This is a genomic window from Reyranella sp. (assembly GCF_965279465.1).
GTDB lineage: Bacteria > Pseudomonadota > Alphaproteobacteria > Reyranellales > Reyranellaceae > Reyranella.
In genome coordinates this window covers 3,095,873-3,122,403 of record NZ_OZ257242.1, presented here as the reverse complement: position 1 = coordinate 3,122,403, position 26,531 = coordinate 3,095,873, and the positions used below count along the sequence as shown (strand labels likewise).

General features: G+C 65.5%; 25 protein-coding genes and 1 pseudogene. 13 read left to right on the top strand and 13 right to left on the bottom strand.

Annotated elements, in window-relative coordinates:
• Positions 1 to 50 precede the first annotated feature (50 nt).
• Complete coding sequence (locus ACQY8M_RS15150) at positions 51 to 998, top strand: amidohydrolase family protein (RefSeq protein ID WP_428673579.1); 948 nt, start codon at positions 51 to 53, stop codon at positions 996 to 998.
• A gap of 41 nt (positions 999 to 1,039) precedes the next feature.
• Positions 1,040 to 2,029, top strand: a complete 990-nt coding sequence (locus ACQY8M_RS15145) for a Bug family tripartite tricarboxylate transporter substrate binding protein (protein ID WP_428673577.1) — start codon at positions 1,040 to 1,042, stop codon at positions 2,027 to 2,029.
• A gap of 25 nt (positions 2,030 to 2,054) precedes the next feature.
• Here the strand turns inward: ACQY8M_RS15145 and ACQY8M_RS15140 are convergent, their stop codons facing one another.
• The 6 genes from ACQY8M_RS15140 to ACQY8M_RS15115 all read right to left on the bottom strand — a co-directional run bounded on the left by ACQY8M_RS15140 (position 2,055) and on the right by ACQY8M_RS15115 (position 7,290).
• Positions 2,055 to 2,750, bottom strand: coding sequence for a YbaY family lipoprotein (locus ACQY8M_RS15140; RefSeq protein WP_428673575.1), 696 nt, complete (start codon positions 2,748 to 2,750; stop codon positions 2,055 to 2,057).
• Between the two features lie 193 nt (positions 2,751 to 2,943).
• Positions 2,944 to 3,525, bottom strand: coding sequence for a hypothetical protein (locus tag ACQY8M_RS15135; protein ID WP_428673573.1), 582 nt, complete (start codon positions 3,523 to 3,525; stop codon positions 2,944 to 2,946).
• A gap of 45 nt (positions 3,526 to 3,570) precedes the next feature.
• Positions 3,571 to 4,173: a hypothetical protein gene (locus ACQY8M_RS15130; protein WP_428673571.1), complete on the bottom strand. Its 603-nt coding sequence runs from the start codon at positions 4,171 to 4,173 to the stop codon at positions 3,571 to 3,573.
• Positions 4,174 to 4,321: 148 nt separating this feature from the next.
• Positions 4,322 to 5,350, bottom strand: a complete 1,029-nt coding sequence (dctP, locus tag ACQY8M_RS15125) for a TRAP transporter substrate-binding protein DctP (protein WP_428673569.1) — start codon at positions 5,348 to 5,350, stop codon at positions 4,322 to 4,324.
• Positions 5,351 to 5,368: 18 nt separating this feature from the next.
• Positions 5,369 to 6,676 (bottom strand): TRAP transporter large permease, encoded by a 1,308-nt coding sequence (locus ACQY8M_RS15120; protein WP_428673567.1) that lies wholly within the window; start codon positions 6,674 to 6,676, stop codon positions 5,369 to 5,371.
• Positions 6,673 to 7,290 (bottom strand): TRAP transporter small permease subunit, encoded by a 618-nt coding sequence (locus ACQY8M_RS15115; protein ID WP_428673565.1) that lies wholly within the window; start codon positions 7,288 to 7,290, stop codon positions 6,673 to 6,675. Before ACQY8M_RS15115 ends, ACQY8M_RS15120 begins: the two co-directional genes overlap by 4 nt.
• Before the next feature lie 211 nt (positions 7,291 to 7,501).
• Here ACQY8M_RS15115 and ACQY8M_RS15110 point away from each other — a divergent pair, with 211 nt between their 5' ends.
• Entirely contained in the window at positions 7,502 to 7,879 is a 378-nt protein-coding gene (locus tag ACQY8M_RS15110) for a hypothetical protein (protein ID WP_428673563.1), read from the top strand.
• A gap of 71 nt (positions 7,880 to 7,950) precedes the next feature.
• Here the strand turns inward: ACQY8M_RS15110 and ACQY8M_RS15105 are convergent.
• Both ACQY8M_RS15105 and ACQY8M_RS15100 read right to left on the bottom strand, forming a co-directional pair.
• Positions 7,951 to 8,409, bottom strand: a pseudogene (locus tag ACQY8M_RS15105) (ABC transporter substrate-binding protein); the annotation flags it as partial.
• On the bottom strand, positions 8,373 to 8,717 hold the full coding sequence (locus ACQY8M_RS15100) for a hypothetical protein (protein WP_428675632.1): 345 nt from the start codon (positions 8,715 to 8,717) through the stop codon (positions 8,373 to 8,375). The gene ACQY8M_RS15100 and the pseudogene ACQY8M_RS15105, both read right to left, overlap by 37 nt.
• 425 nt (positions 8,718 to 9,142) lie before the next feature.
• Between ACQY8M_RS15100 and ACQY8M_RS15095 the strand changes: the two genes are divergently transcribed.
• Genes ACQY8M_RS15095 through ACQY8M_RS15085 form a run of 3 tightly spaced genes read left to right on the top strand, consistent with a single transcriptional unit; the run spans position 9,143 to position 11,590 of the window.
• A complete protein-coding gene (locus ACQY8M_RS15095) occupies positions 9,143 to 10,198 on the top strand; it encodes a hypothetical protein (protein ID WP_428673561.1) in 1,056 nt (351 codons plus the stop codon).
• Positions 10,191 to 10,532 carry a hypothetical protein gene (locus ACQY8M_RS15090; RefSeq protein ID WP_428673559.1) on the top strand — a complete coding sequence of 114 codons (342 nt, stop codon included), beginning with the start codon at positions 10,191 to 10,193 and terminating at the stop codon, positions 10,530 to 10,532. The genes ACQY8M_RS15095 and ACQY8M_RS15090 overlap by 8 nt, the downstream gene beginning before the upstream one ends.
• The gene (locus ACQY8M_RS15085; protein ID WP_428673557.1) at positions 10,529 to 11,590 is read left to right on the top strand and encodes an AI-2E family transporter; all 1,062 of its coding nucleotides are present in this window, start codon (positions 10,529 to 10,531) and stop codon (positions 11,588 to 11,590) included. The genes ACQY8M_RS15090 and ACQY8M_RS15085 overlap by 4 nt, the downstream gene beginning before the upstream one ends.
• Positions 11,591 to 11,684: 94 nt before the next feature.
• Here the strand turns inward: ACQY8M_RS15085 and ACQY8M_RS15080 are convergent, their stop codons facing one another.
• Positions 11,685 to 12,491 carry a universal stress protein gene (locus tag ACQY8M_RS15080; protein ID WP_428673555.1) on the bottom strand — a complete coding sequence of 269 codons (807 nt, stop codon included), beginning with the start codon at positions 12,489 to 12,491 and terminating at the stop codon, positions 11,685 to 11,687.
• A 330-nt stretch (positions 12,492 to 12,821) separates the two neighbouring features.
• The gene (locus tag ACQY8M_RS15075; RefSeq protein ID WP_428673552.1) at positions 12,822 to 13,556 is read right to left on the bottom strand and encodes a pyridoxamine 5'-phosphate oxidase family protein; all 735 of its coding nucleotides are present in this window, start codon (positions 13,554 to 13,556) and stop codon (positions 12,822 to 12,824) included.
• Positions 13,557 to 13,645: 89 nt separating this feature from the next.
• Between ACQY8M_RS15075 and ACQY8M_RS15070 the strand changes: the two genes are divergently transcribed.
• Positions 13,646 to 15,151: a PLP-dependent aminotransferase family protein gene (locus ACQY8M_RS15070; protein ID WP_428673549.1), complete on the top strand. Its 1,506-nt coding sequence runs from the start codon at positions 13,646 to 13,648 to the stop codon at positions 15,149 to 15,151.
• 20 nt (positions 15,152 to 15,171) lie between these two features.
• Here ACQY8M_RS15070 and ACQY8M_RS15065 read toward each other — a convergent pair whose 3' ends face one another.
• The gene (locus ACQY8M_RS15065) at positions 15,172 to 15,597 is read right to left on the bottom strand and encodes a MarR family winged helix-turn-helix transcriptional regulator (RefSeq protein ID WP_428673546.1); all 426 of its coding nucleotides are present in this window, start codon (positions 15,595 to 15,597) and stop codon (positions 15,172 to 15,174) included.
• Positions 15,598 to 15,779: 182 nt separating this feature from the next.
• Between ACQY8M_RS15065 and ACQY8M_RS15060 the strand changes: the two genes are divergently transcribed.
• Positions 15,780 to 17,222, top strand: a complete 1,443-nt coding sequence (locus ACQY8M_RS15060; protein ID WP_428673543.1) for an MFS transporter — start codon at positions 15,780 to 15,782, stop codon at positions 17,220 to 17,222.
• Positions 17,223 to 17,318: 96 nt separating this feature from the next.
• On the opposite strand, the gene ACQY8M_RS15055 is transcribed toward ACQY8M_RS15060, so the two are convergent.
• On the bottom strand, positions 17,319 to 18,002 hold the full coding sequence (locus ACQY8M_RS15055; RefSeq protein ID WP_428673540.1) for a TetR/AcrR family transcriptional regulator: 684 nt from the start codon (positions 18,000 to 18,002) through the stop codon (positions 17,319 to 17,321).
• 145 nt (positions 18,003 to 18,147) lie between these two features.
• Here ACQY8M_RS15055 and ACQY8M_RS15050 point away from each other — a divergent pair, with 145 nt between their 5' ends.
• The 5 genes from ACQY8M_RS15050 to ACQY8M_RS15030 all read left to right on the top strand — a co-directional run bounded on the left by ACQY8M_RS15050 (position 18,148) and on the right by ACQY8M_RS15030 (position 26,029).
• Positions 18,148 to 19,782 carry an arylsulfatase gene (locus ACQY8M_RS15050; protein WP_428673537.1) on the top strand — a complete coding sequence of 545 codons (1,635 nt, stop codon included), beginning with the start codon at positions 18,148 to 18,150 and terminating at the stop codon, positions 19,780 to 19,782.
• 170 nt (positions 19,783 to 19,952) lie between these two features.
• Complete coding sequence (locus tag ACQY8M_RS15045) at positions 19,953 to 21,902, top strand: bifunctional metallophosphatase/5'-nucleotidase (protein ID WP_428673534.1); 1,950 nt, start codon at positions 19,953 to 19,955, stop codon at positions 21,900 to 21,902.
• A 114-nt stretch (positions 21,903 to 22,016) separates the two neighbouring features.
• Positions 22,017 to 22,367, top strand: a complete 351-nt coding sequence (locus ACQY8M_RS15040; protein WP_428673531.1) for a hypothetical protein — start codon at positions 22,017 to 22,019, stop codon at positions 22,365 to 22,367.
• A 703-nt stretch (positions 22,368 to 23,070) separates the two neighbouring features.
• Entirely contained in the window at positions 23,071 to 24,228 is a 1,158-nt protein-coding gene (locus ACQY8M_RS15035; protein WP_428673528.1) for an NAD(P)/FAD-dependent oxidoreductase, read from the top strand.
• Between the two features lie 94 nt (positions 24,229 to 24,322).
• Positions 24,323 to 26,029 carry an IlvD/Edd family dehydratase gene (locus tag ACQY8M_RS15030; protein WP_428675368.1) on the top strand — a complete coding sequence of 569 codons (1,707 nt, stop codon included), beginning with the start codon at positions 24,323 to 24,325 and terminating at the stop codon, positions 26,027 to 26,029.
• Positions 26,030 to 26,068: 39 nt separating this feature from the next.
• On the opposite strand, the gene ACQY8M_RS15025 is transcribed toward ACQY8M_RS15030, so the two are convergent.
• The gene (locus tag ACQY8M_RS15025) at positions 26,069 to 26,242 is read right to left on the bottom strand and encodes a hypothetical protein (protein WP_428673525.1); all 174 of its coding nucleotides are present in this window, start codon (positions 26,240 to 26,242) and stop codon (positions 26,069 to 26,071) included.
• Positions 26,243 to 26,531: the final 289 nt, after the last annotated feature.

Here is a 26,531-nt window from a genome sequence, read left to right as displayed (position 1 = left end):
CGACGCGAGGCGTCGGCTTCATCGACGCAGTGAAAATGAAAGGTGGGGAAATGAATATCCTCGACAGGCTGGCCACGCCGCCTGGGTTCGCGGTGTCCATCGTCGATGCCCACCATCATCTCTGGGACCTCAGCGCGGGCCGCTATCCCTCCAAGCAGGACCAGTACGACGACAATTTCTTCCTCGGCGATTATCGCAAGATCTGTCGCGACTACCTGCCGGCGGACTATGTCGGCGACCTCGAAGGCTTCCATGTCATCGGCAGCGTCCACATCCAGGCAGGACGCGCGACGGACGAGCAAGTGGCCGAAACCGAGTGGCTGGAGACGATGCACGGGCAGTTCGAGCTGCCGTCGGTCGTGGTCGGGCACGTCTCGTTCATCCAGCCGGACTGCTCCGCGGTCCTGGAGGGCCATGCCCGGTCCGCTCTGATGCGCGGCATCCGCTCGCGGCCAACGACCTCGCCGGGGCCGACGATCTCGATCGCAGGCGCACCGGGCACCATGCAGGACGACCATTGGCGGCGGAACTTCGCGCTGCTGGAAAAGCACGGCCTGTCGTGGGACATGCGCATTCCCTACTGGCACCTGGAAGAAGGCGCCGAGGTCGCGCGTTCCTTTCCCGGCATTCCGATGGTGGTCAATCACACCGGCCTGCCGCTCGACCGCTCGGACGAGGGCCTCGCGATCTGGCGCAAGGGGCTCGCGGCGCTGGCCGACTCTCCGAACGTGGTGATCAAGATCTCGGAACTCGGCCTGCCGCACGGCAGGTGGGATATCCCCAGCAATATCCGCGTGGTGCGCGAGGCCGCGGCGATCTTTGGCCCGGACCGGATCATCTTCGCGAGCAATCTGCCGGTCGCCAGTCTCAGCACGACGTTCGGCGGGATCGTCGATGTCATGCGCACGGCATTGGCAAATGAAACGCCCGAGACGCTCGGCAAGTTTTTCGCGGGCAACGCCGTCCGCTTCTATCGCATACCCATTCGATTGCCGTGAAACGCAGCCAATAACACAACGGACTTCCGGGAGGACAAGCGGTGCTCGATCGACTGACGAGGCGAAAGCTGCTGGCGATGACCGCTGGCGGTATCGTGGCATCAACAGGGGCAGGCTCCGGGGCGCGCGCCGCCGACCCCTGGCCGACCAAGCCGATCCGCGTGCTGATGCCGTTCGGGGCCGGCGGCTCCATGGATGTGCTGTCGCGGCTGCTCGCGCCGATCGTGTCGGATTCGCTCGGACAGCAGGTGATCGTGGAGAACCGTCCGGGGGCTACCGGAACGGTGGCAATGGCATCCGTCGCCTCGGCACCGGCCGACGGCTACACGCTGATGTTCACGGGCAGCAGTTACGCCACCGTCGCCCTGCTGATGCGCAATCTCCCCTTCTCCATGGACGCCTTCACGCCGCTCTCGCGGCTGACCATCGGGCCGACCATTCTGTGCGTGCCGAGCCAGCTCGGCCCGAAGACCATGGCCGAGTTCGTTGCCGCCGCGAAGGCGGAGCCGGGCAAGTGGTCCTACGGCAGCACGGGCGTCGGCACGTCCGTGCATCTGGGCGGCGAGCTGTTCAAGATGGCCGCCGGGGTCGACATGGCGCACGTCCCCTATCGCGCGACGCCAGCCATCGTCAGCGACCTTCTGGAGGGGCGCATCCAGATGTCCGTGCTCGGGGTGACGGACGCGCGGCAATACATCCTCAACGGCCAGCTGCGCGGCCTCGCGCTCAGCCACACCGAAAGGATGCCGGAATTCCCCGACCTGCCGACCTTCGCGGAAGTGGGCTATCCCAATGTCCGGGCGAGCAACGACTTCGGCGTGGCGATCCGGGCCGGCACTCCGGAACCCATAAAGACGAAGCTGGAGGAAGCCTACCGGACGGCGGTACGCCGGCCGGAAATCGTGAAACGGCTGGCCGACATCGGCCTGATCGTCGTAGGCACGACATCGACGGAATTCAGCCGCGCGGTTGCCGACGACACCGCGCGATATGCCGAAGTCATCCAGGTGGCGAACATCAAGCTCGAGTGACGACTGCGATTGCCCGATTCGTGTTTTACAAAGGCGAAAGATCCAATTTCACGGGACGTCGCATTTCGTCAGGAGCCAGCACATGCGGGCGCTCCATCCGATAGATCACCGCGCGCGCCAGCACGACGCGTGCGATGATGGCAAGGCGCCGGTCGTCCACGGCGATCTCGGCAGGTACGCGTAACGCAAAGGGAATGGGCTCTTCCCAGCCGCTGCGTACGACCTGTTCGGCCAGGAGCTCGCCGTTCGAGTCCTTCTTCAAGTCGAGAAGCTGGACTCGCAGCTCCGCCCCGCGCGGAAGAGCGCCCCGGAGACCGACGAGCGCGGCCGCGCCCCTGATCGCGCGGGACGGAGGGAGCGCATCGTCGGCACCGGCCGAGGTGATCCGGAACGTGTTGGCGTGGTGCTTTTCGTCGAGCACGCACAAGAACCGGAACGGCACAGTCGTACCGTTCCGGCGGCGCAGGCCACCGGTGCCGCTAAGGACGACGGCTTGCTGGTCATGCTGGGCAGAGAGCCACGGCACACCGTCGAGCATGATCTGGCCGAACGAGGCATCGGCTTCGCGAACCTCCAGGCCGGCGGCACCGGCGCAGCGCGAGAGGGCGGCGGTCGAAATGCCGCCTGGATCTGTCGTCACCGCTTGCCCGGTGACGCCGGCCGCGCCCGCGCCGACCAAGACCATTCCAACGGCAATAAGGATGAGCAGGCCAGGACGCATAACCCATTTCCCATCTTCTATCGGCACGAGTGCCGCAACTCTCCTATTCGGCGGATGATGCGACGACCTTGATGCAGATCAACAAGGCGGGCCGGACCGTTCGGCTGCGTGAAGCTCCTCGGCGGAATTTCGCACGAGGGGTGGCCGGGGCGGCATCACGATCGGAGCGGGAACTTGATATGAGTTCAGCTCATCATCTCTGGATAGTCGCCTTGCGCTCGCCCTGAGCCGACCCGCTGCAAGAGCTGCGTTCGACGCCGATTGCCACGACGCGGCCCGTCTTCTCCAGACAGCCGTTCCTCCAGGTGCCGGAGAAAGTCTCGCCCAGCACCGTCGCGGTGCCAGGACCATTGGGCACGTCGTTGCCGTAGAGACCCTCGTAGCTCACCTGGGGCGCCCAGACGTAGCGACCGAAACCCTCTCGCTTCCCGTTACGGAACGTGCCCTCGAAACGATCGATCATCTGGCCGTGCTCGTACCACTGTACGACGCCCTGGCCGTCCTTGTTGCCGCCCGGGCAGGCGCCGCTCCAGACCGCGCGATCGTTGGGGTCGGGGTGCCAATCCCCCATGCGGCATCCGACTTCCGTGTCGAGCAGCCAGTCGCCCTCGTTGCACGGCTGGGTCCAGCTGATCTCGAGAGAGTCAGGAGCGTCCGGCGAGCAGTCCATCGGCGTCGACGCAGCTGCCATCAGCTGCGCGGCTGCCTGAACGCCTGCCAGCTGCGCCGCTGCAAACACCACCACCACAGCCCACCTAGAAATGCGCATCATCATCACCCGCGACTCCGGCCTGCGCCGGGCTTCTACGGGAATCGCATTTCAACGGGATTGTGCAGGCGGGCGTATCTCGTTTCGTGTGTTACGGCGGTCGGAGACCTTGTCCGACGCGCCGCCGGGCTCTGCTCGCGCGGGAGGCGCCGGGGGCTCTTGCTGTTCGAGTGCCTTCGCAGCGGAGCCCATGAACAGGTATTGATCTCCCCCCGCGGTGATACCTTCCTTGAGAACGTCGATGGCGCGCGATTTGTCGCCAACTCTCCAGAACGCTTCCGAAACGTCGCGGTAGACGATTCCCGTCGCGCTCGAGCGGTTCTCGGCTGCCGTCTGGCGCAGCGCCTGCTTGGCGAATCGGAAGCTGCGTTCCCCGGCCGCCCGGTCGCCGTCCAAAATCTGGTAGCCGGCGAGGGCGCTGTAAGCGAGCGCCAGCGTGCCGCAATTGTAGTTGGTCTTGCTCGAGCACTGATCGGTGGTGGAGAACCGCTCCACTTCTTTCGACGCCAGGCTTATCGCCTTCTTCTGGTCGCCGGCATCGGACGCTTCCATTGCGGCCACCTGGTACGAGGCCGTGCTGGCGCAAGCCGCCAGCGCGACCGCGCAAGCGGCTATTGCCGCCACCTGACGAAGTTCCCCAAACAACGCGGCCATAGGCAATCCTGGTTCGACATGCGGCCGGTGGTTCGGCTCAGCTCCTCACTCTCCTTGTATCAAGCATGTCGCCGAAGCGAACCGCAAATCGAGCTCGGGCCCCCATCCGGCCGAGGGCGATCGGCCGGATGCGGTACGTGCCCTGGCCTCAGTTGGTCGCGTTCTTCTTCGCGAGCGACAGAACCATCTCGAGCGCCTCCTTGCCCGGAAGGCCCTTCTTCTCGGTTTCGGCGACCCAGTGGTCCCACACCGGCTGCGCGGCCGTGGTCATCAGCTTGTCGCGCATCTCCTGGGTCACCTTCACCACCTCCAGCTTGCGCTTCTCGAACAGCGGGAAGGCCTTCTTGTCGGCCGCGTCATAGGCCTCGCGCTGCAGGCGGTAGGTCTCTTCCTTGGCGTCCTGCAGGATCTTCTTGTACTCGTCGGGAAGCGCCTTCCAGGCCGTCTGGCTCAGCACGACCGAGTTGTGGATGATGCCGAGCTGCATGCCGAGCGTGTACCATTTCGACACTTCGTGAAGCTTGTAGGCCGTGAAGCTGTAGGTGAAGGGGAACGATGCCGCCTGGAACGTGCCGCGTTCCAGCGCTGTGTAGACTTCCGGAGCGGACACCGACGTCGGCACGGCACCGAGAAGTTTCATGGCGTCGCCGAGGCCGCCCAGGGCACGCACCCTCATGCCCTTCCAGTCCTCGAGGTCACGCGGCGGCTTGCCCGTGCCCATGAACTCGTACTGCGGCAGGAGCAGGGTCATGAAATGCATGGCGTTCCACTTGGACAGCTCGTCGGACACCGGCTTCCAGGCCTGGTATGCGTCCTGCACCTTGGCCGATGCGACGAGGTCGGGAATCGGCAGGAACGGCATGTCGAGCACGCCCTGCAGCGGCGTCTTCGCGGGCGCATACGAATAGGCAACGAATGCACCCTGGTAGGCATCGACCTTTATCCCGTCGAGCATGTCCTTCGCTTCGCCGAGCTGCTCATTGTACCTGAGATTGATGATGAAATTGCCGCCGCTCTTCTCCTTGGCAACCTTCGCGAGATGTTCGAAGGTCACGGTGGCAGCGCGCGGCGGCCCATAAAGCGAGAAGGTCCAGGTGACCTTGTCGGCAGCGTTGGCGGGAAGTGCCGCGACGACGCCGAATGCAAGACCAAGCGAAAGCAGCGATATGCGCTTCATGACTTTGAGTCCTCCCTGTTAATCCGAGATCTCGACGATGAAGGTGACGATTTCGGGAAACGCCGTCAGCACGCCCAGCGTGATGATATCGGCGAAGATGAAAGGCCAGATGCCCTTGAAGATGTCGCGCACGGAAATATCGGGCCGCACGCCGTTGACCACGAACACGACCAGCCCGACCGGCGGCGAGAGCGAGGCAATGCCGCTGAGCTTGACCAGCACGATGCCGAACCAGATCGGGTCATAGCCCAGCGCGACGATCACCGGGAAGATCACCGGCAGGGTGAGCAGGAACATGCCGATACCCTCGAGCACCGTGCCGAGGACGAAATACAGCAGGTAGATCGCCAGCAGCACCAGCACCGGCGCCACATCGAGGCTGGTGACCCACTTCGAAACCTCCTCCGGCATGCCGGAGTAGCCGAGGAAACGCACGAAGATCAGGACGCCCCAAATCACCGTGAAGATCATTACGGTCAGGCGCGCCGAATCGAGCAAGCACTGGCGCAGCTCGCTGCGGTTGATGCCGTTCTTGAGGGCGAAGACGAACACCGAGAAGGCGCCCAGAGCACCCGCCTCGGTCGGCGTCGCCCAACCGAAATACATGCTGAGGAAAATGATCAGGATCACAAGGAAGATCGGCGTCGTGCCGGGCAGCGACCGGAAGCGCTGCGGCCACGTGTAGCCGGTGATGCGCGGTCCGAGCTCCGGGTTCCGCCAGCAGCGATAGGTGATGATCATCGCGTAGACCAGCGCCGACACGAGGCCGGGCACGAACCCCGCGATCAGCAGCTTGCCGATCGACTGCTCGGTGATGATCCCGTAGACGACCAGCAGGGTGCTGGGCGGGATCAGCGAATCGAGCGTGGCGCCGGCCGCGCAGACGCCGGCCGCGAGGCGCTTGTCGTACTTCGCGCGCAGCATCTCCGGGATCGCGACCTTGGCGAACACCGCCGCCGCCGCGCTGCTCGCGCCCGACACCGCCGAGAAGCCCGCGACCGCGAACACCGTGCCGGTGGCGAGGCCGCCGGGCAGCCAGCCGAACCAGCGTCGCGCCGCCTCGAACGCGGTCTGGGTGATGCCGGCGTAATACGCGAGATAGCCGATCAGGATGAACATCGGCAGCACGGAGAGCGTGTAGTTGGCGCCGGCCGTGTAGGGCGCGATGCCGGCGGTACGAATCCCCGCATCCCAGCCCAGCATCATGGTCAGGCCCGCGGTGCCGACCAGCGCGCCGGCAAAGGCGAAGCGGATGCCCGCGAAGCAGAGAACCAGCAGCGCAACCACACCGAGGCCGCCGATCGTCATCGGGCTGAGTTCTATCATCGTGCATCCTCACGGCCCAGGGCCTCGGCGATCTCGTCCTTCACCTGCGTCTCGATCGTGACCAGCTTGGGCACTGCGATGGGCTCGGCATCCGGATAGGCGATCATCCGCAAGTAGCCGCAAATCTGCAGAATGAGGCGAAGCCACAGCACGCTGAGCGCCAGCGGCACCATGAACTTGGCGGGCCAGGTCGGCAGCTGGATATCCATGGACGAGTCGCCGATCTGGTAGGCGCGCAGGAAGTTGGTGAAGCTTGCGTAGACCAACACGCTGATGATGACGATGGTCACGAGCACGCCAAACAGCTCGATCTTCCAGCGCGAGGCTGGACGCCAGCCCATGGTCAGGTCCATGCCGATATGGCTGCCGAGCCGCTGGGCATAGGCGATGCCGAGAAAGGCGAACAGCGAGGAGGCCTGCTCGATCCAGTCGATATAACCGTAGATCGCGAAGTCGAAGATCGTGCGGCCGACGATCTGCGCCACGCCGACGAACATCAGGAAGAAGACGGCCGCTGCCGCGATCAGATTGAGGCCGTCCTCCGCATGGGACAACGCCTTGTCGGCCTTACGCAACAATATGGGTTGCGCGTCGACACCTGAACCATCGGCCATTCAGCGCCAGCCTCTGCCGGCCCGCTGGGAACTCGCCCCCATCTTTCCTCCCATCCCGGAGCGCGTGGGGTCTCTTGACCGGACGCCATCGCCTTCGCTCTATCTGCAACTTAGATAAGGCCCGAAGGCCGATCAAGCGCGACTCTGGACGGACATTCCGCAAGCACCACCCTTGTCGTTCCCTTGGCCTCTGGCATAGTTGCAGCACCCGATGCCGATCCAATGGACCATCTCCCATCCCACAAGACTCGTGGTTGCCGTGTGCAAGGGCGCGATCACGCGCCAGAACATCGAGGCCTATCTCGATGCCGTCGTGGTCGCCGACACGCTGACCTATCGCAAGATATTCGACATGACGCAGGCTACGGCCAATCTTCCCGACGACGACATGATGGCGCTCGGCGCGCGCATCCGCGCCTATGCCACCGTGAGCGACCTGGGTCCGCTGGCGATCGTGGCCACGACTCCCGATAGCTATGAACGTGCCCACCTGTTCGCCGCGCTGGCCGAAGCCATGCGTCCGCTCAAGATCTTCCGCGAGCTGCACCTCGCGCGCAGGTGGCTGGACACCCAGGCACCCAGCGGCTGATGCTGGAGCACGTGTGCCGAGTGTCCCGACTCACATTCCTTCCCAAAGTGGGGGCAGGAATAAGATCGCCAGTTGCGCATGAAGCCTTCGAGCTCGCTCTCTGCCCAGGCGAGTGTCTTCTCCAGCGGCTCGCCATTTAAGTAGTGGACGACCATCTGGGTCTGCGTCGCCTGGGTGTAGATGCGCTCGGCGATGGCGTGCAGCGCGGGCGCGCCGGCGACCGACAGGAGCTGGTGATTGTAGGGGTTGGGGTGGGGGTAGAGCGTGCCGTTGGGCGGCCCTCCTCGGCCCAGGTCTTGAAGGTCGTGAGCTTCTCGAACGACGGCAGGTCGTAGCCGCCCGAGGCCGTGCGTCCAGAGCTGCTCGGCGACCTTGGGCGCGTCGCGCTTGGCCACCGCCCACGCACTCGGCGGGTTCGTGATGAAGGCGGCCTGGCCCGAAACCAGGAATTTGTTGTTCGAGGCGTCGTCCACGTCGACCGGCAGCACGGCCATCAGCTTCTTGTAGAACTTGAGGCGCTTGGAGAGGCGACCGGCATTCTGCCGCAGAAACCGAAAAGAGTGTCGAGCGTGCGCTCCGGCATCTCGACCAGCGCCTCGATGCCTACCCGGAAGGGGTCGAAGGATCGCAGGAAGCGTGTTTCCTGCGGCAAGTCCCGCTCGATGGTCTGACGGACAGAGGCGTACAGGAACTCCGACTGCGGCGTTGCATCGAAGAACCGATAGAAATCCGCCGTATCGTTCAGGACCCGAACATTGCCGTCGCTTGTTGCCGTCCATTCGACAACAGGGAGCAGGCGACTGGAATAGCTTTCGAGCGCCTTGCGATGCTCCTCCATCCCTTGCGCAGCAGGAAGGCAGCCGTGCGGGCCAGGAGATCGGCCGGTACCTTGCGAGGGCAGCAGCCGGAGTGTGCCCTGGGGCCAGGATACGCCAAGCCTGCCGCTCGACGATCCTGTGGCGCGCTCGCCGATGGCAGATAGGGTCCGAGGCAAGGGAACGCGCGGAGCATAGGCTTCTATGAGTGCCGCATAGCCGGCAGGAGTGGCCCATTCCGGCAGGCGCTACTCCTGAAATACCGTGACCGCTCCTGAAAATCGATGGTTCCTGAACGACCTCATGAAAAGGAATACCCCGATCCGAAAAATATACCAGAATGCCCATTGTCCCTAAATACAATGATATCCCATGAAAAATGACTATATAAACCTGGGTATCATGAAATGTAATTATTCTTCATAAATCGCCGCATTAGAGTACCGGAATGCTCAAACGCCCGAACGCTCTTCTGCCCAGACACTTCCTTTCCACTGCTGCCGCTCTCCTCCTTGCGCTGCCAGTCGCCGTCGCGCCGCTCGGCGCGGCCCTCGCCTGGGGTGCGACCGGCCATGAGTTCGTAAGCGGCATCGGCGCCGAGCTTCTGCCCGAGGAGCTGCCGGCGTTCGTCCGCACGCCGGAGGCGATCGCCGACATCGCCGTGTTCGGCCGCGAGCTCGACCGGTCGAAGGGCTCCGGCGATCCGCACGACAAGGAGCGCGACGCGGGCCACTTCGTCGCCCTCGACGACGCCGGCCTGGTGGCGGGCCTGCTGGCGCTCGACGCGCTGCCCGTCACGCGCGAAGCCTATGACAGCGCGCTGCGCGCCGGCGGCAAGGCCACGCAGTACAGCGCGGGTTATCTGCCGCTCGCCATCGTCGACGGCTGGCAGCAGCTCGTGAAGGACTTCGCGTACTGGCGCGCCGCCTCGGTCGGTGCCCGCACCGCGCTCGATCCGGCCGACCGCGTGTGGTTCGACGCCGACCGCGTCAGGCGCGAACGACTGGTGATCCGCGATCTCGGGGTGTGGAGCCACTACGTCGGCGACGCCAGCCAGCCGATGCATGTCTCGATCCACTTCGACGGCTGGGGGCCGTTCGACAATCCGCGCGGCTTCTCCACCAAACGCGGCCTGCACGCTCATTTCGAAGGCGCCTTCGTGCGCGCCAATGTCCAGCGCGAGCAGGTGAAAAACGTCGCCGCTCCCTATCGCGCCTGCACCTGCTCGATCCAGGACCGCGCACGGATGCTTATTGAGGCGAGCCATGCCGCCGTCGTGCCGCTTTACGAGCTTGACCTGAAAGGCGCCTTCATCGACGGCAACGAGGCGGGCATCGCCTTCGTCACCGCACGGCTGGCCGATTCGGCCTCGGTGCTGCGCGACATGATCGTCGATGCCTGGCGCGCCAGCGCCGACATGGGGGTAGGCTATCCGATGATCAGCGTGAGTGACATCGAAGCAGGCAGGCGCATCCTCGCTCGCGACGATTTCGGCCGTGACTGAGCCGGAACGCGGTATCGCGAATCACTTCCAGTTCGAGATGTCACTCAACTTCAATCTCCCGGCAGTGCTCGATCTCGGCATCGCGGCCGCCTGCGTCCGGGAGGCGATTCGCGAAACGGGCAACTGGCCGGTCATGCTGTGGAAGCTGGGCGTCGCGCCGACGCTCGGCTATCCGCCGGCACCCGCGCGATACGATCCGGCGATCGGCGGCGCGCTGTTCGCGGGCTTCCTCGTCGGACGGGTCTGGAGGATGGCAGCCGAGGCGATCCGATCGTCGCACGTCGAGCTGCACAACCTTCAGCTCCTGCCGCCCTCGGCTATAGTGGCGTCATGACCTTGCAGCGCGCCGCCCTGTGGGCCGTCGTCATCGCGGCAACCGTGTACCTGCTCGTGGCCGGGCGCGGGCTGCTGCTGCCTTTGGTGCTGGGCCTCGCGCTCTGGTACATGGTCGATTCGCTGGCCGACGCCTTCGAGCAGCCCCGGCTCGGCGGCCTGCACCTGCCGCGGCCGGTCGCGCTGGTCGCCGCCATCCTCGCGATGGGCGGGCTGGTCTGGATCGTCGGCCGCACCATCGGCCGCAACATCTCCGCCGTCGCCGCCGCCGCGCCCGCCTACGAAGGCCGCCTGCAGAAGCTGATCGACCGCGCGGCGGACCTCGTCGGGGTCGAGCAGGCGCCGACGCTCAGCCAGCTCTTCGACCGCATCAGCCTGGCCGACACGCTGAGCGGTGTCGCGACCGCTGCGGCGTCGGTGGTGAGTGTAGCAGGCATCGTGCTGATCTATGCCGGCTTCTTCTTCGTCGAGCAGGTCAAGTTCCGCCGCAAGCTTTCCATCATCTTCGCCGGGCGGGCACACCAGGCGCGGCTGCGCTCGGTGCTCGAGCAGATCGACCGCGACATCCGGGTCTATCTTCGCATCAAGACGACGCTTGCGGTCGCCACCTCGGCCATCGCCTACACGGTGATGGCGTGGGTCGGCGTCGACTTCGCCGGCTTCTGGGCGGTCATGGTCTTCTTCTTCTACTATATCCCGACCGTCGGCTCGATCCTGGCGATCGTGGCACCGGCGCTGCTTACCCTGGTGCAGTTCGACCACCTCACCCCGTTCCTGATCGTGCTGCTGGTGTTCGGACCGATCCAGGTCGTGATGGCCAACGTGATCGAGCCCGCCATCATGGGGCGCTCACTGAACCTTTCGCCGCTGGTCGTGATTGTTTCCCTCATGGTGTGGGGCACGATCTGGGGTGTGGTCGGCATGTTCCTCTGCGTGCCGATCATGGTCGTGCTGCTGATCGTGCTGGCGCATTTCGAGACGACGCGGCCGGTGGCGATCCTGCTCTCGGCCGATGGCCGTATCCCCGAGCCGCGCATCCGGATCGAGGCGTCAAGGTAACCATACCTTGTCGGTTCGAGGCGCAGCAAGATCGAGATCATCGGACCGCGCTTGATGCGCGCGATCCGATGAAGCTGTCCGATCGGACCTTGCGCTAGTAGGAGAACAGGACCGGAAGCGGTGAGTTCAGGATCAGGTGCCGCGTCATGCCGCCGAAGATCATCTGGCGCAATCTACTCTGGGTATACGCGCCCTTGACGATGAGGTCGCAGCTGCCGGCGATCGCGGTGTCGACGATGGTCTGGCCGGCCGTGCGAGTACCCGGCTTGACGTGCTGGCTGGTCACGTTGAGGCCGTGACTGCGCAGCGATTCGGCGATCTCGCCGGATGTCGGCCCCGGCACCATCGCGCCGTCGACGCTCAATACGTCGATCGACTCGGCCCGGCTCAGCATCGGCATGGCGAGCGAGATCGCCCGCGCACTTTCGGTCGAGCCGTTCCAGGCGAACAGCACGCGCTTGCCGACCAGGCCGGAGAAGCCCGCCGGCACCACCAGCACCGGCCGGCCCGAGTCGAAAAGCGCCGTCTCGAACACGCTCTCGGGCATCTTGGGCAAGGCGCCGGGCTGCGGCATCACGATCAGGTCGTAGGCCCGGCCGATGATGCCGATCGCCGTCGGTCCGCTGTCGTCCGCCGACCGCCACTCGGAGATGAGGCCGGCCGCACGCGTATCGAAGGCCTGCTTCACCGCGGCAACGCGCTGGCGCTCCTCGGCATCCTCCGCAAGGCCGCCGCCGATCGGCGCACCCATGCCGGCGTCCGCCCAGGCCATGCTCATCACGCCATAGGACGGCGGCTCCAATCCCACGAGCCTCGCCCCGAACTCGCGCGCCAGCTTGGCCGCCAGATCGAATGCGGATGGATCTTCCGCCGTCCAGGCCATTGTCAGAATTGACTTCATGACACGCCCTCCCTGTTCGAGGTCACGATATCACGCAACGCGTCCATGCATAGAACGATGCGCCGGATACAATCAGAAAATTGTTGGCGTCCTTGGCATGAATGTCATGCAACAGTCAGCTTGCCGAAAGCAGGCATCAGTTCCCTGGCTGCGCCTTGGGATAAGACGGACCATCTGGTTCCAGCCGGGCACGACCGGCAGGGTCCCAGTGCGGCACCTCGACTTGCCCGGCCCGCCAGGCTGCTCGACCGCCATTGCGTCCTGCAGGACATCCGCGCCGTAGAAGACGAACGGCGATGGAGCGGCAAGGCGGCGCCCCTATCCGTCGGCCTACTGGCCGAAGGTCCGGCGATACGTCTTGGTCATCACCTCGTCGAGCCGCGCGCCGGGTTCGAAGTCGGCCATTTCGTCGGGACGCTGGAGGCCCGGAATCTGCCGGGCGCAAGCCGACGGCGCGCCGATCACCTGGGTCACGGGATAGAGTGACGACCAGGCGCGCACGCCCTCGTAATCCTCCTCCTCGTCGGCCACGTGCTTGTCGCGGATCTTGCCCGAGGCATGCTCGATCTCCATGCCCATCATGGTCGTGGCCTTGAACTCCTGCGGATTTGGCTGGCGGATCAGCCTGGAACGGCCAGGATAGATGCGGTCGATGAAGCGGTCCATCAGCTTCAGCTTCTCGGCCGGATCCTCGATGAAGTGCGCCGTGCCGAACGCCATCACCGCGCGATAGTTCACCGAATGATGGAAGCCCGATCGCGCCATCACCAGCGCGTCGAGATGCGTGACGGTGAGGCAGACCGGGAGGCCTTCCTTCTGCATGCGGATCATCCGGCTCGCCGACGAGCCGTGCCAGTAAAGATGGTCGCCTTCGCGCCAGAAGCTGGTCGGCGTGCAGTACGGCCGGCCATCGATCACATAGGCGATGTGGCACACCAGGGCGGCATCGAGAATCTCGTAGACCGTCTTCTTGTCGTAGCGGCCGCGTTCGTGGACGCGCTTCACCTTGTTGACGTTGGTGACGCCGAACGCTTCGGCGGTGTTCTCGGTAGTCGTGGTGCTCAAAGAAAAACTCCTGCGATTTCGGCGCAGACCATGATTGCAGCATGGTCTATACGAAAGGGCCACTTTCCCGAAAACAGCCTGTACCAGTTATGCCGCGCAAGACCGCCCCGATCGGCTTGGCCATCGATCCCGCCTCGGACGTGCCGCTGCACCGGCAGATCGGTGAGCAGATCCGGCGCGCCATCCTGGAACGCCGCCTCGCGCCGGGCCTGAAACTGCCGTCGTCACGGCAGATGGCGACGGAGCTAGGCTGCGCGCGCGGTACAGTCCTGCAGGCGATGGACCAGCTCGTGGCCGAAGGCTACGTGGTGGCGCACGCGGGTTCGGGCCTGTCGGCCGCGGCCAATCTGCCCGACGAGATGCTGGTCTGGCCCAAGGTGGCTCCGCGCACGCCCTCTACTCCGGCCGCACCCGTTCTGTCACGCCGCACCGCCGCCGCCCTCGCCCCGCAAACCATCGAGGAGACATTCGACAGCTCTCCCATCGCCTTTCCGACCGGCCAACCCGACCGCGCTGCGTTTCCGTTCGCGCAGTGGGCCAAGCTGCTCGAGCGCGAATGGCGCAAGCCGGCGTGGGCGATCGCGGGCGCGCTGCATCCGTTCGGCCATCCCGACCTGCGCGAGGCGATCGCGGCCTATCTTGGCATGGCGCGCGGTTTCGGTTGCGAGAGCGGCTCCGTCGTCGTGACCTCGGGCATGCGCCAGAGCCTCTCCCTGTTCGCGCGCCTGACCCTCGATGCGGGACAGGAGGCATGGATCGAGGAACCGGGCTTCATCGGCACGCGCGAGGCGATGGCGATGGCCGAGGTCGAGGCGGTGCCCGTGCCGATCGACGCGCAGGGTTTCTCCGTGGCGGCGGCATTGAAGCGAGCGCCGAAGGCACGGCTCGCCGTCGTGGCGCCGTCGCATCAGTTCCCGCTCGGCACGGTGCTGAGCCTGCAACGCCGGCTCGAGCTCCTGAGCTGGGCGGAACGCACCGGAAGCTGGATCGCGGAGGACGATTTCGATGGCGAGTACCGCTATGCCGGCCGGCCGCTCGCTCCTCTGCGCGCGCTCGATCGCACGGGCCGCGTGGCCTATCTCGGCAGCTTCTCCAAGCTCCTCTTCCCGGCCCTGCGGCTCAGCTACATCGTGCTGCCCGCGTCGCTCGCCCGAGCGGCCGAACAGATCATGGCGGGCACCTCGGCGCGCGCGTCCCTGCTGGGGCAAGGCGCCCTCGCGCGCTTCATCGCCGACGGCCATCTCGCTGCACACCTCCGGCGCACCAGATTGCTCTATGCGCGGCGGCAAGAGGCCCTGCTCGCCGCCGCGGACCGTTCCTTGAGGGGACTGCTCGAGATGTCACCCGATCTCGGCGGCATGCATGTCATCGCCCGGCCGACACCTGCAATCGCCCCGACCTTCGACGATCATGCGCTTGCATTGGCGGCCGCAAGACAGGGCGTAAGCGTCTCGCCCTTGTCGGCCTGCTACTCCGGCCGCGCAAAGCGGCACGGCCTGATCCTGGGTTACGCCGGCACGCGCGAGGCGGACATGCCGGCCGCGCTCGCGGCCCTGCGTAGCGTGGTGCAGGACGTCATCGGAGCGCGCCACTGAAGTGGCGCGCTCCGATAAGCTCACCGCTCGAGCGCGAACTCCGTCGCGGAAACACGGTGCAGGAGGCCGCGCAGCGTCGCGGCGGTGTCCGGCCCGAGCTCCCGTTCGAAGGCGTTCTGGGCCCGGTGCCAGAGCGTCCAGCCTTCGGCCAGGGTCTCGCGCCCCTTCCTGGTCAACGACACTTCGCGGCTGCGCCGATCCTTGCCCACCGCGAGACGCACCAACCCCCGCGCCTGCAGCGGCCGCACATTGTGGCCGAGCGTTGCACGGTCCATCACCATCGCCTCGGCCAGTGGATTGAGGGCGGTCGTCCCGAGCTGGTCGATCACGCGCAATATCGAAAGCTGCGTCGCCCGAAGGTCAAGCGGCGCCAGCGCCCGGTCGTAGAGCTGCGTCACCCGGCGGGTCGCCTGGCGCAGGGAAAGGCAATTGCAGATCGGGTTCATGAGCATCCCTAATCGGATCACGAGCAAACATCGCATGGCCAATAGGCTTATATGCCCTTAAATTAGCCGCCGACTCGTTCTCCCGCAACGTTCGTCCCGAAGGTCCCGCATGAGCGACCCTGCGCGAGGGCCGGGTCGGCATCGTGCAGGCCGTTCTGCAGCGTCGATAAGGAGTCCCCAGCGTGAGCGCTTCATACACGACCGCCGACCAGATCCCCATCCGCAACGCCGGGACGACGCCCGGCCAGGTGCTGGCGATCGTCAGCGCCGGTCTCATCATGGCCAATCTCGACCTGTTCATCGTGAATGTCGCGCTGCCGAACATCCGCCAGGACTTCGGCGATCCCGCGCTTGACGACATGTCGTGGATCCTGAGCGGCTACGCCATCGTCTATGCCGCGCTGCTCGTGTTCTTCGGCCGGCTGGTCGAACGCCATCGCCGGGACCTCAGCTTCCTGGTCGGCATCGCGCTCTTCACCGCAGCTTCCGCGGCGTGCGCCGCCGCCACCGGAGTGTGGACGCTGGTCGCCTTCCGGCTGGTCCAGGCGGCGGGCGCGGCGTTGATGACGCCGACCTCCCTCGGCCTGCTGCTCGCCTCCTATCCTCCGGAGCGACGCGCCGGCGCCGTGCGCACCTGGACAGCGATCGGCGGCTTTGCCGCCGCCTTCGGTCCGGTCGCCGGCGGGCTGCTGCTCGAGCTGAGCTGGCGCTGGATCTTCATCGTCAACGTGCCGGTCGGCGTGGCCGCGCTCATCGTCGGCTGGCGCAAGCTGCCGCATGTGCCGGGTCACGACGTGCCGCGGCCCGATGCCTGGGGTGCGGCCCTGGTCACGGTCGGCGTCGCCGCCCTTACCTTCGGCCTGGTGAAGGTCAATGAATGGGGCTGGAACTCGACCGGGGTCCTCGCGAGCCTCGCCGTCGCCGTGGTCCTGCTCGCAGTCTTCACGGTGCATTGCCTGCGCGCCGGCAATCCGCTGATCGAGCCGGCGCTGTTCCGCCTGCGCGCCTTCGCCGGCGCCACTTTGGCCCTGGTGCCGTTCTCGACCGCGTTCGGCGCGATGCTGCTGGCGCTGGTGCTGTGGGAGCAAGGCGCCTGGAACTGGTCGCCCTTGCAGGCGGGCCTCGCCATCGCACCGGGACCTTTCCTCGTGCCGGTCACTGCGTTGCTGGTCGCCGGCCGACTGATCAAGCGCTTCGGCACAGCGCCGGTGGTCACGCTCGGCCTGACTGTCTTCGCCGCCGGCTGCGCCTGGTGGGCGATCGGCGTCACGGTGACGCCAAACCTGGTCGCGGCGATGGGCGGCATCATCCTCACCGGCATCGGCGTCGGCCTCACCATGCCGACCCTGATGGGCGCTGCCGCGGGAACGCTGCCGCCCTCGTCCTTCGCCACCGGTTCGGCGGTCGTGAACATGATCCGCCAGACCGGCATGGCGATCGGCGTGGCCGGCCTGATCGCGATCATCGGCACGCCGACAGGCTCCGTCGCCGACCATCTCGGTGCCTTCCGGCACGCCTGGTGGGCGATGACCTTCGTCACCTTGCTCGGGCTGGTGCCGACCTTCCTGATGCTGCGCGCCCGAACGGTTGCGCCCTCTGCCGCGAAGGCCGCTGCCAGGGCGTGAGGCGGGCATCCCTCCGAAGCAGACCGATGCGAAAACGGCTGCACCCGCAACTGCGACCTGCCGGGAGACTCGACTTGTACGCAGTTTCCGGATCGCTCAAGCTTTCTTGGATCGAACGGCCTTGTGTTGCGGTGCCGCTTTTCCCTTGGCATTCGTCGTCGGCGCCCCGATGAACGAAAACAGCAGGTCGCAAAGCGCATCCTTCGCCGAAGGATCGTTTATTCGCAGCGGACCCGGGTCGACAACCACCATATTGATGACGGTGGCGGCCACGACCTGCAGGCCGATGCGCAGCCTCATCTCGCGAGCAGGGTTACGGCCGCTGCTGGAGCGGGCGGAAAGGACGGATAGCAACCTGTCCTCAAGCTGCCTTCGCCGTTCATGGATCGGCTTCCAAGCGTCAGGCCGCGTTGCCATATGGCTGATCAATTCCCTGACGAGGCTCCGTCGTTCGCGAACCGACGTGACGACGACGGCGACCCAGCCTTCCAGTATCCGGCGCTGCGGCCATTTCTCCCGTTCAGCCGTTTCGCACAAGGCGAAACCCCGATCCTGGAATTCCTTCAGCGCAACGGCGAGCACTGCTTCGACGAATTGCGACTTGTCTCCGAAGCGGAAGTAAAGAGAGCCGATGGAGGCTTTGGCCTCGGCAGCCACGTCGGCCATGTTCAAGCCGGCAACTCCGCGTGTTTCGATCCCTTTCAATCCGGCCTGGAGCAGCGCTTTCTCGCCCTTGCGGCTTCGTTCTTGTTGCGGCGGCTTGAGGCTCGAAGAGGGCATTTGTGACTCGACGCGCAGGTTATACTAGAACTATATTCTATTTCTAGTTTGGCGCTGTCAAAGGATATCTCGCTTGATCCACGTCAATGGGGAGAGCTCTCAGGATGCCGATAAGGTCGGCCAGCCATCCCAGGAGGAGACGACAATGAAATTCGGCAACCGCCTTTACCGGGCCGCCCTGCTGGCGGCCGTCGGCTGGCTGGGCGTGGCGCCCGCCGGCGCACAGCAACCCGCCAAGCCCAACATTGTCATCATCTGGGGTGACGACATTGGACAATCCAATGTCAGCGCCTACTCGCGCGGCCTGATGGGCTATCAGACGCCCAACATCGACCGCATCGCAAGCGAAGGCATGATGTTCACCGACATCTACGCCGAGCAGAGCTGCACGGCCGGCCGGGCTTCATTCATCACCGGTCAGGCGGGCCTGCGGACCGGCCTGACCAAGGTCGGGCTGCCCGGCGCGACGCTCGGTTTGCGCAAGGAAGATCCGACGATTGCCGAGCTGCTCAAGGTGCAAGGCTATGCCACCGGCCAGTTCGGCAAGAACCATCTCGGAGACCGCAACGAGTTCCTGCCTACCGTCCACGGCTTCGACGAATTCTACGGCAACCTCTATCACCTCAATGCCGAAGAAGAGCCGGAACTGCCGGACTATCCCAAGGACCCGGCGTTCCGCGCCAAGTTCGGGCCGCGCGGCGTGCTGGACTGCAAGGCGTCGGACAAGGACGATCCGACGATCGACCCGCGCTTCGGCAAGGTCGGCAAGCAGGTCTGTACGGACACCGGTCCGCTGACCAAGAAGCGGATGGAAACGATCGACGACGACATCGCCAAGCGCGCCGTCGACTTCATCCAGCGGCAGAACGCGGCCGGGAAGCCCGCGATGGTCTGGGTGAATTTCACCCACATGCACCTGCGCACCCATACCAAGCCCGGGAGTCTCGGCCAGGCGGGTCAGTTCCAGAGCCCGTATCACGATACGATGATCGACCACGACAAGAACGTCGGCGAGGTCCTCAAGGCGCTCGACGACCTCAAGATCGCCGACAACACCTTCGTCATGTACTCGACCGACAACGGCCCGCACATGAACTCATGGCCCGACGGCGCCATGACGCCGTTCCGCAGCGAGAAGAACACGAACTGGGAAGGCGCCTACCGGGTGCCGGGCATGGTGCGCTGGCCAGGCAAAATCAAGCCGGGACAGGTGTCCAACGAAATGGTCGCCCATCTCGACTGGCTGCCGACGCTCGTCGCGATCGGCGGAGACGCCGACGTGAAAGACAAGCTCGCCAAAGGCTACAAGATCGGTGACATGACCTACAAGGTGCAGCTCGATGGCGACAATCTCGTTCCCTACCTGACCGGCCAGGCACCGAAGAGCCCGCGCAAGTCGTTCCTGTATTTCAACGATGACCAGCAACTGACGGCGTTGCGCTACGACAACTGGAAGATGGTGTTCCTGGAGCAGCGGGTTCCAGGCACTCTGCGCCTATGGGCGGAGCCATTCGTCAGCCTGCGGATTCCCAAGATCTTCAACCTTCGAACCGATCCCTACGAGCGCGCCGACATCACCTCGAACACCTACTACGACTGGTTGATGGACCACGTCTTCCTGCTGATTCCCGCGCAGGAGTACGTCGGCCAGTTCCTGGCAAGCTTCAAGGAGTTCCCGCAACGCCAGAAGGCCGCCAGCTTCAACCTCGACGAGGTCATGTCCAAGTTGGGCGACGTCACGCTGCTGGAGAACCAGGGGCTCGGAGCCCCGCAGAAGTAGGGTTTTCATCCGCGCAGAGCGAGGTGTCGTCGGCGTCACTCTGCGTAGCGCCTTTCCAGAGCCGACACGAGGCAGCGACCGACCAGTTCCCTGGTCGGTCGCTGCGGCGCCCGGGTCCAGCTGACGTTTCCCAAGCAGTGCGCCTTGCGTGCCTGATCACGGTGCAATCCATGAAGACGACCGACAAGCCCGAACTGCTATTGGCCGCCCCTCATGACGGCCTGTCACGGCGCGATCTGCTCGCCGGCACTGCGGCGGTCGGCACCCTGCTAGCGCTCTCGGCGAACAGGGCGGCAGCAGCGGACGGCAAGAAGACCTTCACTATCCTGCACACCAACGACATGCATTCGGCCTTCGTCGGCATGGGGCCGTCGGCCGATTACACGCCATTCACGCTGAACGACGACAAGACCCGCGGCGGCTACGCCCGCCTCGCGGGGCTGATCGCGCGGCGCAAGGCAGCCCGCGAGGCGCAGGGGCCAGTACTGGTGCTCGACGCCGGCGACTTCAGCATGGGGACGGCGTTCGCCGCCGCCACCCGCGAGACCGGCGGCGAGCTGCAGCTCATGGGCCGCATGGGCTATGACGCCACCACTTTCGGCAATCATGAATTCGATCTCGGGCCCGACGGTCTCGGCAAGGCGATCGGCGTCGCCGCCCAGGCCGGCCGCATCCCAGCTGTATTGGCGTCGAACGCCAACCTCTCGAAGGACGATGTCACGCTGGTCGACCTCCAGCGGCTGGCCAAGGACGGCGTGATCAGGCGCTATCTCGTGATCGAGCGCGGCGCAATCCGCTTCGGTCTGTTCGGCGTGCTCGGCAAGGAAGCCATCTTCTACACGGGCGGCGCCGGCGCGGTGTCCTTCGTCGACGCGATAGAGACGGCCAAGGAGGTCGTTAAGACCCTGCGCGAGACGGAGAAAGTCGATGTCGTCATCGCCCTCAGCCACGGCGGCGTCGAGAAGGGCAAGGACGGCCGCTACAGCGACGGCGACGACGTGCGTCTGGCCGCCGCGGTCCCCGGCATCGACATCGTGATCGGCGGCCACAGCCACACCGAACTGCGCGAGCCGATCCTGGTCACCGGTCGCACGCCCGTGGTCCAGACCGGCCGGGAGGGCCAAAACCTCGGCGAGCTCGTCCTCTCGCTCGACGGCGACAAGCTCGCGGTCGAGTCCTGCCAGCTGCATGCCGTCGACGACACCGTCGTCGCTGACAAGGCAACGGCCGACGAGATCGACCAGCTCAAGAAGTCGGTCACCGCGGCGGTGTTCGCGTCACGCGGCTACAGCATCGACGAGCCGCTGGCGGTGGTGCCGCGTGATCTGCCCAGCGACTTCGCCGATATCGCCGGCGGCACGATCCTGGCCAATCTGGTCACCGACGCTTTCAGGAACGCGACGAAAGCCGACATCGGCTTCACCGCCAACGGCATGATGCGCGCCGGCCTGATGCGCGGCAAATCGGGTGTGCAGACGGTGTACGACGTGTTCTCGGTGGCGCCGCTCGGCGCCGGCGTGGTCGATCCCACCGCCGGCAGCGCGCTGGTGACGGCCTGGTTCACCGGGCTCGAGCTCAAGAACATGCTCGAGTTCTTTCTCGTCGACAGCCCGGCCCACCCGGGCGAGTACTTCCCGCGCAGCTCCGGCATGCGCTGCCGCTACGATCCGTCGCGTCCGAAGCTCGACGTCGTGACTGCTGTCGAGCTGGGCGACCTCAATCGCGGTTACCGGGCGATCGACGTCACGGGCAAGGACGAAAGACTCTACAGCCTGACCTGCCCGCTATACCTCGGCATCATCCTGGTCGCGATCCCGAAGTACACCAATGGCAAGCTCGCGCTCACGCCGAAGAACAAGGCCGGCCAACCGCTGTCATCGAGGGTCGAGGCGCTCGACACGCCGGGCGACAGCAACTCGCCCTACCTGCTGCCGCCGCCCGGCACGACCGACAAGGCCAGCGTCGCCACCGGGACGGGCAAAGACGCGCTCCACGAGATCAAGGAGTGGCAGGCGATCATGGATCACCTGCGCACGCTGCCCGCCGCGAAGCCGAGCGAGCTGCCCGTGGTCCCGGTCGACGACCGTGCAGCCGAGGTCCGCGCGATCAGGGCGCAATGACCATTCAACTCGACACAAAGGGGCGATGCTCAGGACGGCCGACCGGCCAGGCGGCGCGCGCTGGGCACGAACGCTCGTGGAACGCGACGTTTGATCCGCCGCCCTGCAGCTCTGTTGCCGTTGGTCGTCGCAATGATCTCTGCGGCGACTGCGCAAGGCCAGGTGTCGAACGAGTTCTGGCCGGAGGCGCAAATTCACTACCGGTTCGACGATCGCACGCGTGCGATCGCCATGACGGCGGTCAGCCGGGATCTTGCCAGCCAGTCGAGCTATCAGGCCGAGGAGGGGGTGACCGTCGAGCATCGCTTTGCGGACTATTTCCTGGGCTGCATCGGCTACCGGCACGGCGGAGCAACAGATGGCGATCCCTTCAATGACAATCGCCTCTTGATCGAGCAGACGTTGCGTCTGCACCTGCCGGGACAGATCATCGCCGACTACCGCATGCTCGAGGATCTGCGCTAGCTCGATACCGGCTTTTGGGTTCGTATCCGCGAGCGCCTCCGGGTCCAGCGCGATTTCACCGTCGACGGCCACAGCTTTACACCCTACGCCTCCGCCGAGGTCTTCTTCGACACCCGCTACGGTCAAGTTCGCGCGAAACCGGCTGACCGCCGGCGTCACCCTGCCGATCTACCACCATTTCAGCCTGGAGCCGTACCTCGTCCGCCAGGTCGACTACGGGGGAAACTTCGCGATCACGAACGCCGTTGGACTGATCCTGATCGCCGCCTTTTGAGGTGACGCGGCCGGCTAAGGTGAGCGAAAAGAACCGGCAAACGATCGGTCCTCCAGTCGCAGGGCCAGCTTGACCAACGGGCGTCGTCGCAAGTTTTGACAGCACTTCCCCGAATATCCGCTGAGGCATCAGGGCGCGAGCCGCGGCAGATCCCTATGCGATCGCCGCCGCCGTCGGTGGGATCCAAGGCAAGGCGGTCGGACAGCGCTGCCAGCGTGATGCAGTTGATCGCGGCGGCCTCGATCGTGGCGATGTCCGTCGCGTCGGGCAGCCCCTCTCCAGCAACACGGCGAGCACTTCCACCACGGTCCCATACCTGGCAGCGGCAGTAGGCCGTCGGTACATTCACGCTGCGCATCGATGTTCAGCAGGGTGCCCTCGCCATCGTCGGCTTGACGCGCGAATCGGCCTCGCCGAGTGTCAGCGCCCATGAAGACGATCATCGTCGGTGGCGGCATCATGGGCCTGTCCACCGCTTGGGGACTGGTGCGCGAGGGCCACGTGGTCGAGCTGTTCGAGCAGGGCGTATTGCCCAACCCGCTCGCCTCCTCTGTCGACGAGCATCGGCTGATCCGTCATCCCTACGGCGATCGCACGGGCTATGCGCGCATGATCGACCCGGCCTTCGCGGCCTGGGACCTGTTGTGGCGCGATCTCGGTCAGACCTTCTATGCGCCGACCGGCACGCTCGCCCTGACCGGCAACGGCGCCGACTGGGCGGAGCGCTCGGCGCGCACGCAGGCCGCGATCGGCCGGCCGATGACGGAACTCTCGCTCGGCGATCTGCGCCGGCGCTTTCCCCGGCTCGACGCGCGCGGCGTCGAGCGCGCATTCTGGATGGAGACCGGCGGCGTGCTGTTCGCGCAGGACATCGTGGCCGCGCTTGCGCGGCATCTCGAGTCTCGGCCTGGCGTGACGCTGCATCCGCACACCGCGGTCCGGTCGGTCGACCTCGAGCATGGGCGCGTCGTCACGGAGGCCGATGTGACGCACGAGGCCGATGTGGTGATCGTCGCCGCCGGCGCCTGGGTTGGCCGCCTTCTGCCCGAATTCGCCCGCACGCTGGTGCCGTCACGCCAGGTCGTCATCTACTTCCGGCTGCCCGAGGCTCAGCGCGCGGCCTGGTCGAAGGGGCCGATGGTTATCCAGAAGACCGGCGATGTAGGCCTCTACTTCGTGCCACCCATGCAGGGTCGCGGCTTCAAGGTCGGCGACCATTCGTTCAGCCGCAGCGGCGATCCCGATGCCGGCCGCGACGCACACGAGGACGAGATCCGCCCACTGATCAAGCGCTGCCGCGATCTGTTCCGAGGGTTCGATAGCTGGCGGACCGACCGGGTGAAGGCCTGCTTCTATACCGTGACCGAGGACGAGCGCTTCGTCGTCGAGAAGACCGGCGCCAAGGGCTGGCTGATGTCGCCTTGCTCCGGCCACGGCTTCAAGTTCGGCGCGCTGATGGGCCTGGAGCTCGCACGCACCATTGCAACGAACCGCGACCCCGCTTCACACGCGCGCTGGGCGGCAGGCGAGGAAAGCGATATTCATGTCTCTCTCCCCGCCTCTCCTCCTAACGGCGGAGAGGAGTAAGACGACGGGCTCCAGCGAGGCGAGTAGCAAGATGGCTAAAGCGAAGAAGAACAAAAACGGCCAGGGTGGCAGCAAGAGCGACAAGCCGACCGGCATGCGGCCCACTGGAATGAGACAGGGGCTCGCCACCTACGGCGATGCCGGCTTCTCGCTGTTCCTGCGCAAGGCGTTCCTCAAGGCCGGCGGCTACACCGACGACGCGCTCGACCGGCCGATCGTCGGCATCACCAATACCTTCAGCGACTACAATCCCTGCCACGGCAACGTTCCCGACCTGATCGAGGCGGTGAAGCGCGGCGTCATGCTGGCCGGCGCCATGCCGATGGTCTTCCCGACCGTGTCGATCCACGAGAGCTTCTCGCATCCGACGTCGATGTTCCTGCGCAACCTGATGGCAATGGACACCGAGGAGATGGTGCGCGCCCAGCCGATGGATTCGGTCGTGCTGATCGGCGGCTGCGACAAGACCCTGCCCGCCCAGCTCATGGCTGCCGCGAGCGTCGACCGTCCCGCCGTCGTGCTGCCGGTCGGCCCGATGCTGGTCGGTCACTTCAAGGGCGAGGTGCTGGGAGCCTGCACTGACTGCCGCCGCCTGTGGGGCCAGTATCGCGCCGGCACGTTCTCCGAGGCCGACATCGACAAGGTAAGCGAGCGGCTGGCGCCGACCAAGGGGACCTGCATGGTGATGGGCACTGCCAGCACCATGGGCTGCATCGTCGAGACGCTGGGCATGGGCCTGCCGACATCGGGTTCGATCCCGGCCACCCACTCCGACCGCCTGCGCGTCGCCGAGGCGACCGGCAAGCTTGCCGCCGAGATGGCGGTGAAGCAGGGACCGAAGCCCAGCCAGATCATGACGAGGGCGGCGTTCCGCAACGCCCTCACCGTGCTGCAGGCGATCGGCGGCTCGACCAACGCGCTGGTCCATCTCACCGCCGTCGCGCGCCGGCTCGGCATCCAGATCGAGCTCGAGGAGTTCGACGAGATCGGCCGCCAGGTGCCGGTGCTGGTCGACCTCAAGCCGTCGGGCGACCATTACATGGAGCACTTCCACTGGGCCGGCGGCAACCCGCGCCTGATGAAGGAGATCCGCGGCCATCTCGATGAGAAGTGCCTGACCGTCTCCGGCAAGAGCCTCAAGCAGGTGATCGATGCGGCCGAGATCGTGCCCAACCAGACCGTGATCCGCACGACGAAGAACCCGATCAAGGAAACCGGCGGCATGGCGGTGCTGCGCGGCAACCTCGCGCCGCGCGGCGCGGTGATCAAGCACTCGGCGGCAACGCCCGCGCTGCTCACCCATACCGGCCGTGCCGTCGTGTTCGACTCGCTGGAAGACCTCGCCGCGCGCGGCGACGATCCCAACCTCGACGTGAAGGCCGACGATATCCTCGTGCTGCGCAATGCCGGGCCGAAGGGCGCGCCGGGCATGCCCGAGGCGGGCTCCTTCCCGATCCCGATGAAGCTCGCGCGCGCCGGCGTGAAGGACATGATCCGCATCTCGGATGCGCGCATGAGCGGCACGGCGTTCGGCACCATCGTATTGCACATCGCACCTGAATCCGCCGTCGGCGGCCCGCTCGCGCTTGTCAAGACCGGGGACCGCATCACGCTCGACGTGCCGAACCGCAAGATCGAGCTGCTCGTACCGGCCAGGGAACTGGCCGCACGGAAGAAAGTATGGAAGGCGCCACCGCCGCACCCCGGCAGCGACCGCGGCTACACCGGGCTGTTCCACAGGACGGTGCTGCAGGCCGACGAAGGCGTCGACTTCGACTTTCTCGGACCGGCGAAGGGCTGAGGCTTCCGCGGCCTCGCCCTTCTGCCTCGTCGTACGGCCCTAGTGCTTCGTCACCTTCCGCGGCTTGCGGCTGGCCGAGGCCAGCTCCTTGTACTTGCGCGCCACGCCGAGCATCAAAGCCTTCGCTTCAGGGCTGATCATGGTCATTGCCTTCGCGCGTGCTTGCTCGGCCTTGCGATCCCAGTTGCTGACGGAGACAGTCGCTGTGCTCATGTTGGCCCCCAACGATCAAGCCGACGCCAGAAACAAAACCTGGCGTCGAACAACTAGCAGCGGACATTCGATGCGGAGCGGCACGCTCATGCAGCGGTCAACTGCTGTCTGGCGATCCTCATCCTGATGAACTGCGCCATCGAGACGAGGCAGACGCGCATTTGCTAGCAGAGAGCGTGCCGGAAAGTACCGCAAAACTTTTGTGTAGGTCCCTTGCCGAGAAACCCGCGAAACAACTTTTCTTCAAAGTGTGTCCCGGAATGCGTTCGGGATTCCTTCACTTCATCTC

Excerpts from the sequence above, each read along its gene's own strand:
- ACQY8M_RS15150 (WP_428673579.1), top strand. The coding sequence starts at position 51 with ATGAATATCCTCGACAGGCTGGCCACGCCGCCTGGGTTCGCGGTGTCC.
- ACQY8M_RS15140 (WP_428673575.1), bottom strand. The coding sequence starts at position 2,750 with ATGCGTCCTGGCCTGCTCATCCTTATTGCCGTTGGAATGGTCTTGGTC.
- ACQY8M_RS15135 (WP_428673573.1), bottom strand. The coding sequence starts at position 3,525 with ATGATGATGCGCATTTCTAGGTGGGCTGTGGTGGTGGTGTTTGCAGCG.
- ACQY8M_RS15130 (WP_428673571.1), bottom strand. The coding sequence starts at position 4,173 with ATGGCCGCGTTGTTTGGGGAACTTCGTCAGGTGGCGGCAATAGCCGCT.
- dctP (WP_428673569.1), bottom strand. The coding sequence starts at position 5,350 with ATGAAGCGCATATCGCTGCTTTCGCTTGGTCTTGCATTCGGCGTCGTC.
- ACQY8M_RS15120 (WP_428673567.1), bottom strand. The coding sequence starts at position 6,676 with ATGATAGAACTCAGCCCGATGACGATCGGCGGCCTCGGTGTGGTTGCG.
- ACQY8M_RS15115 (WP_428673565.1), bottom strand. The coding sequence starts at position 7,290 with ATGGCCGATGGTTCAGGTGTCGACGCGCAACCCATATTGTTGCGTAAG.
- ACQY8M_RS15110 (WP_428673563.1), top strand. The coding sequence starts at position 7,502 with ATGCCGATCCAATGGACCATCTCCCATCCCACAAGACTCGTGGTTGCC.
- ACQY8M_RS15100 (WP_428675632.1), bottom strand. The coding sequence starts at position 8,717 with ATGGAGGAGCATCGCAAGGCGCTCGAAAGCTATTCCAGTCGCCTGCTC.
- ACQY8M_RS15095 (WP_428673561.1), top strand. The coding sequence starts at position 9,143 with ATGCTCAAACGCCCGAACGCTCTTCTGCCCAGACACTTCCTTTCCACT.
- ACQY8M_RS15085 (WP_428673557.1), top strand. The coding sequence starts at position 10,529 with ATGACCTTGCAGCGCGCCGCCCTGTGGGCCGTCGTCATCGCGGCAACC.
- ACQY8M_RS15080 (WP_428673555.1), bottom strand. The coding sequence starts at position 12,491 with ATGAAGTCAATTCTGACAATGGCCTGGACGGCGGAAGATCCATCCGCA.
- ACQY8M_RS15070 (WP_428673549.1), top strand. The coding sequence starts at position 13,646 with ATGCCGCGCAAGACCGCCCCGATCGGCTTGGCCATCGATCCCGCCTCG.
- ACQY8M_RS15065 (WP_428673546.1), bottom strand. The coding sequence starts at position 15,597 with ATGAACCCGATCTGCAATTGCCTTTCCCTGCGCCAGGCGACCCGCCGG.
- ACQY8M_RS15055 (WP_428673540.1), bottom strand. The coding sequence starts at position 18,002 with ATGCCCTCTTCGAGCCTCAAGCCGCCGCAACAAGAACGAAGCCGCAAG.
- ACQY8M_RS15050 (WP_428673537.1), top strand. The coding sequence starts at position 18,148 with ATGAAATTCGGCAACCGCCTTTACCGGGCCGCCCTGCTGGCGGCCGTC.
- ACQY8M_RS15045 (WP_428673534.1), top strand. The coding sequence starts at position 19,953 with ATGAAGACGACCGACAAGCCCGAACTGCTATTGGCCGCCCCTCATGAC.
- ACQY8M_RS15035 (WP_428673528.1), top strand. The coding sequence starts at position 23,071 with ATGAAGACGATCATCGTCGGTGGCGGCATCATGGGCCTGTCCACCGCT.
- ACQY8M_RS15030 (WP_428675368.1), top strand. The coding sequence starts at position 24,323 with ATGCGGCCCACTGGAATGAGACAGGGGCTCGCCACCTACGGCGATGCC.
- ACQY8M_RS15025 (WP_428673525.1), bottom strand. The coding sequence starts at position 26,242 with ATGAGCACAGCGACTGTCTCCGTCAGCAACTGGGATCGCAAGGCCGAG.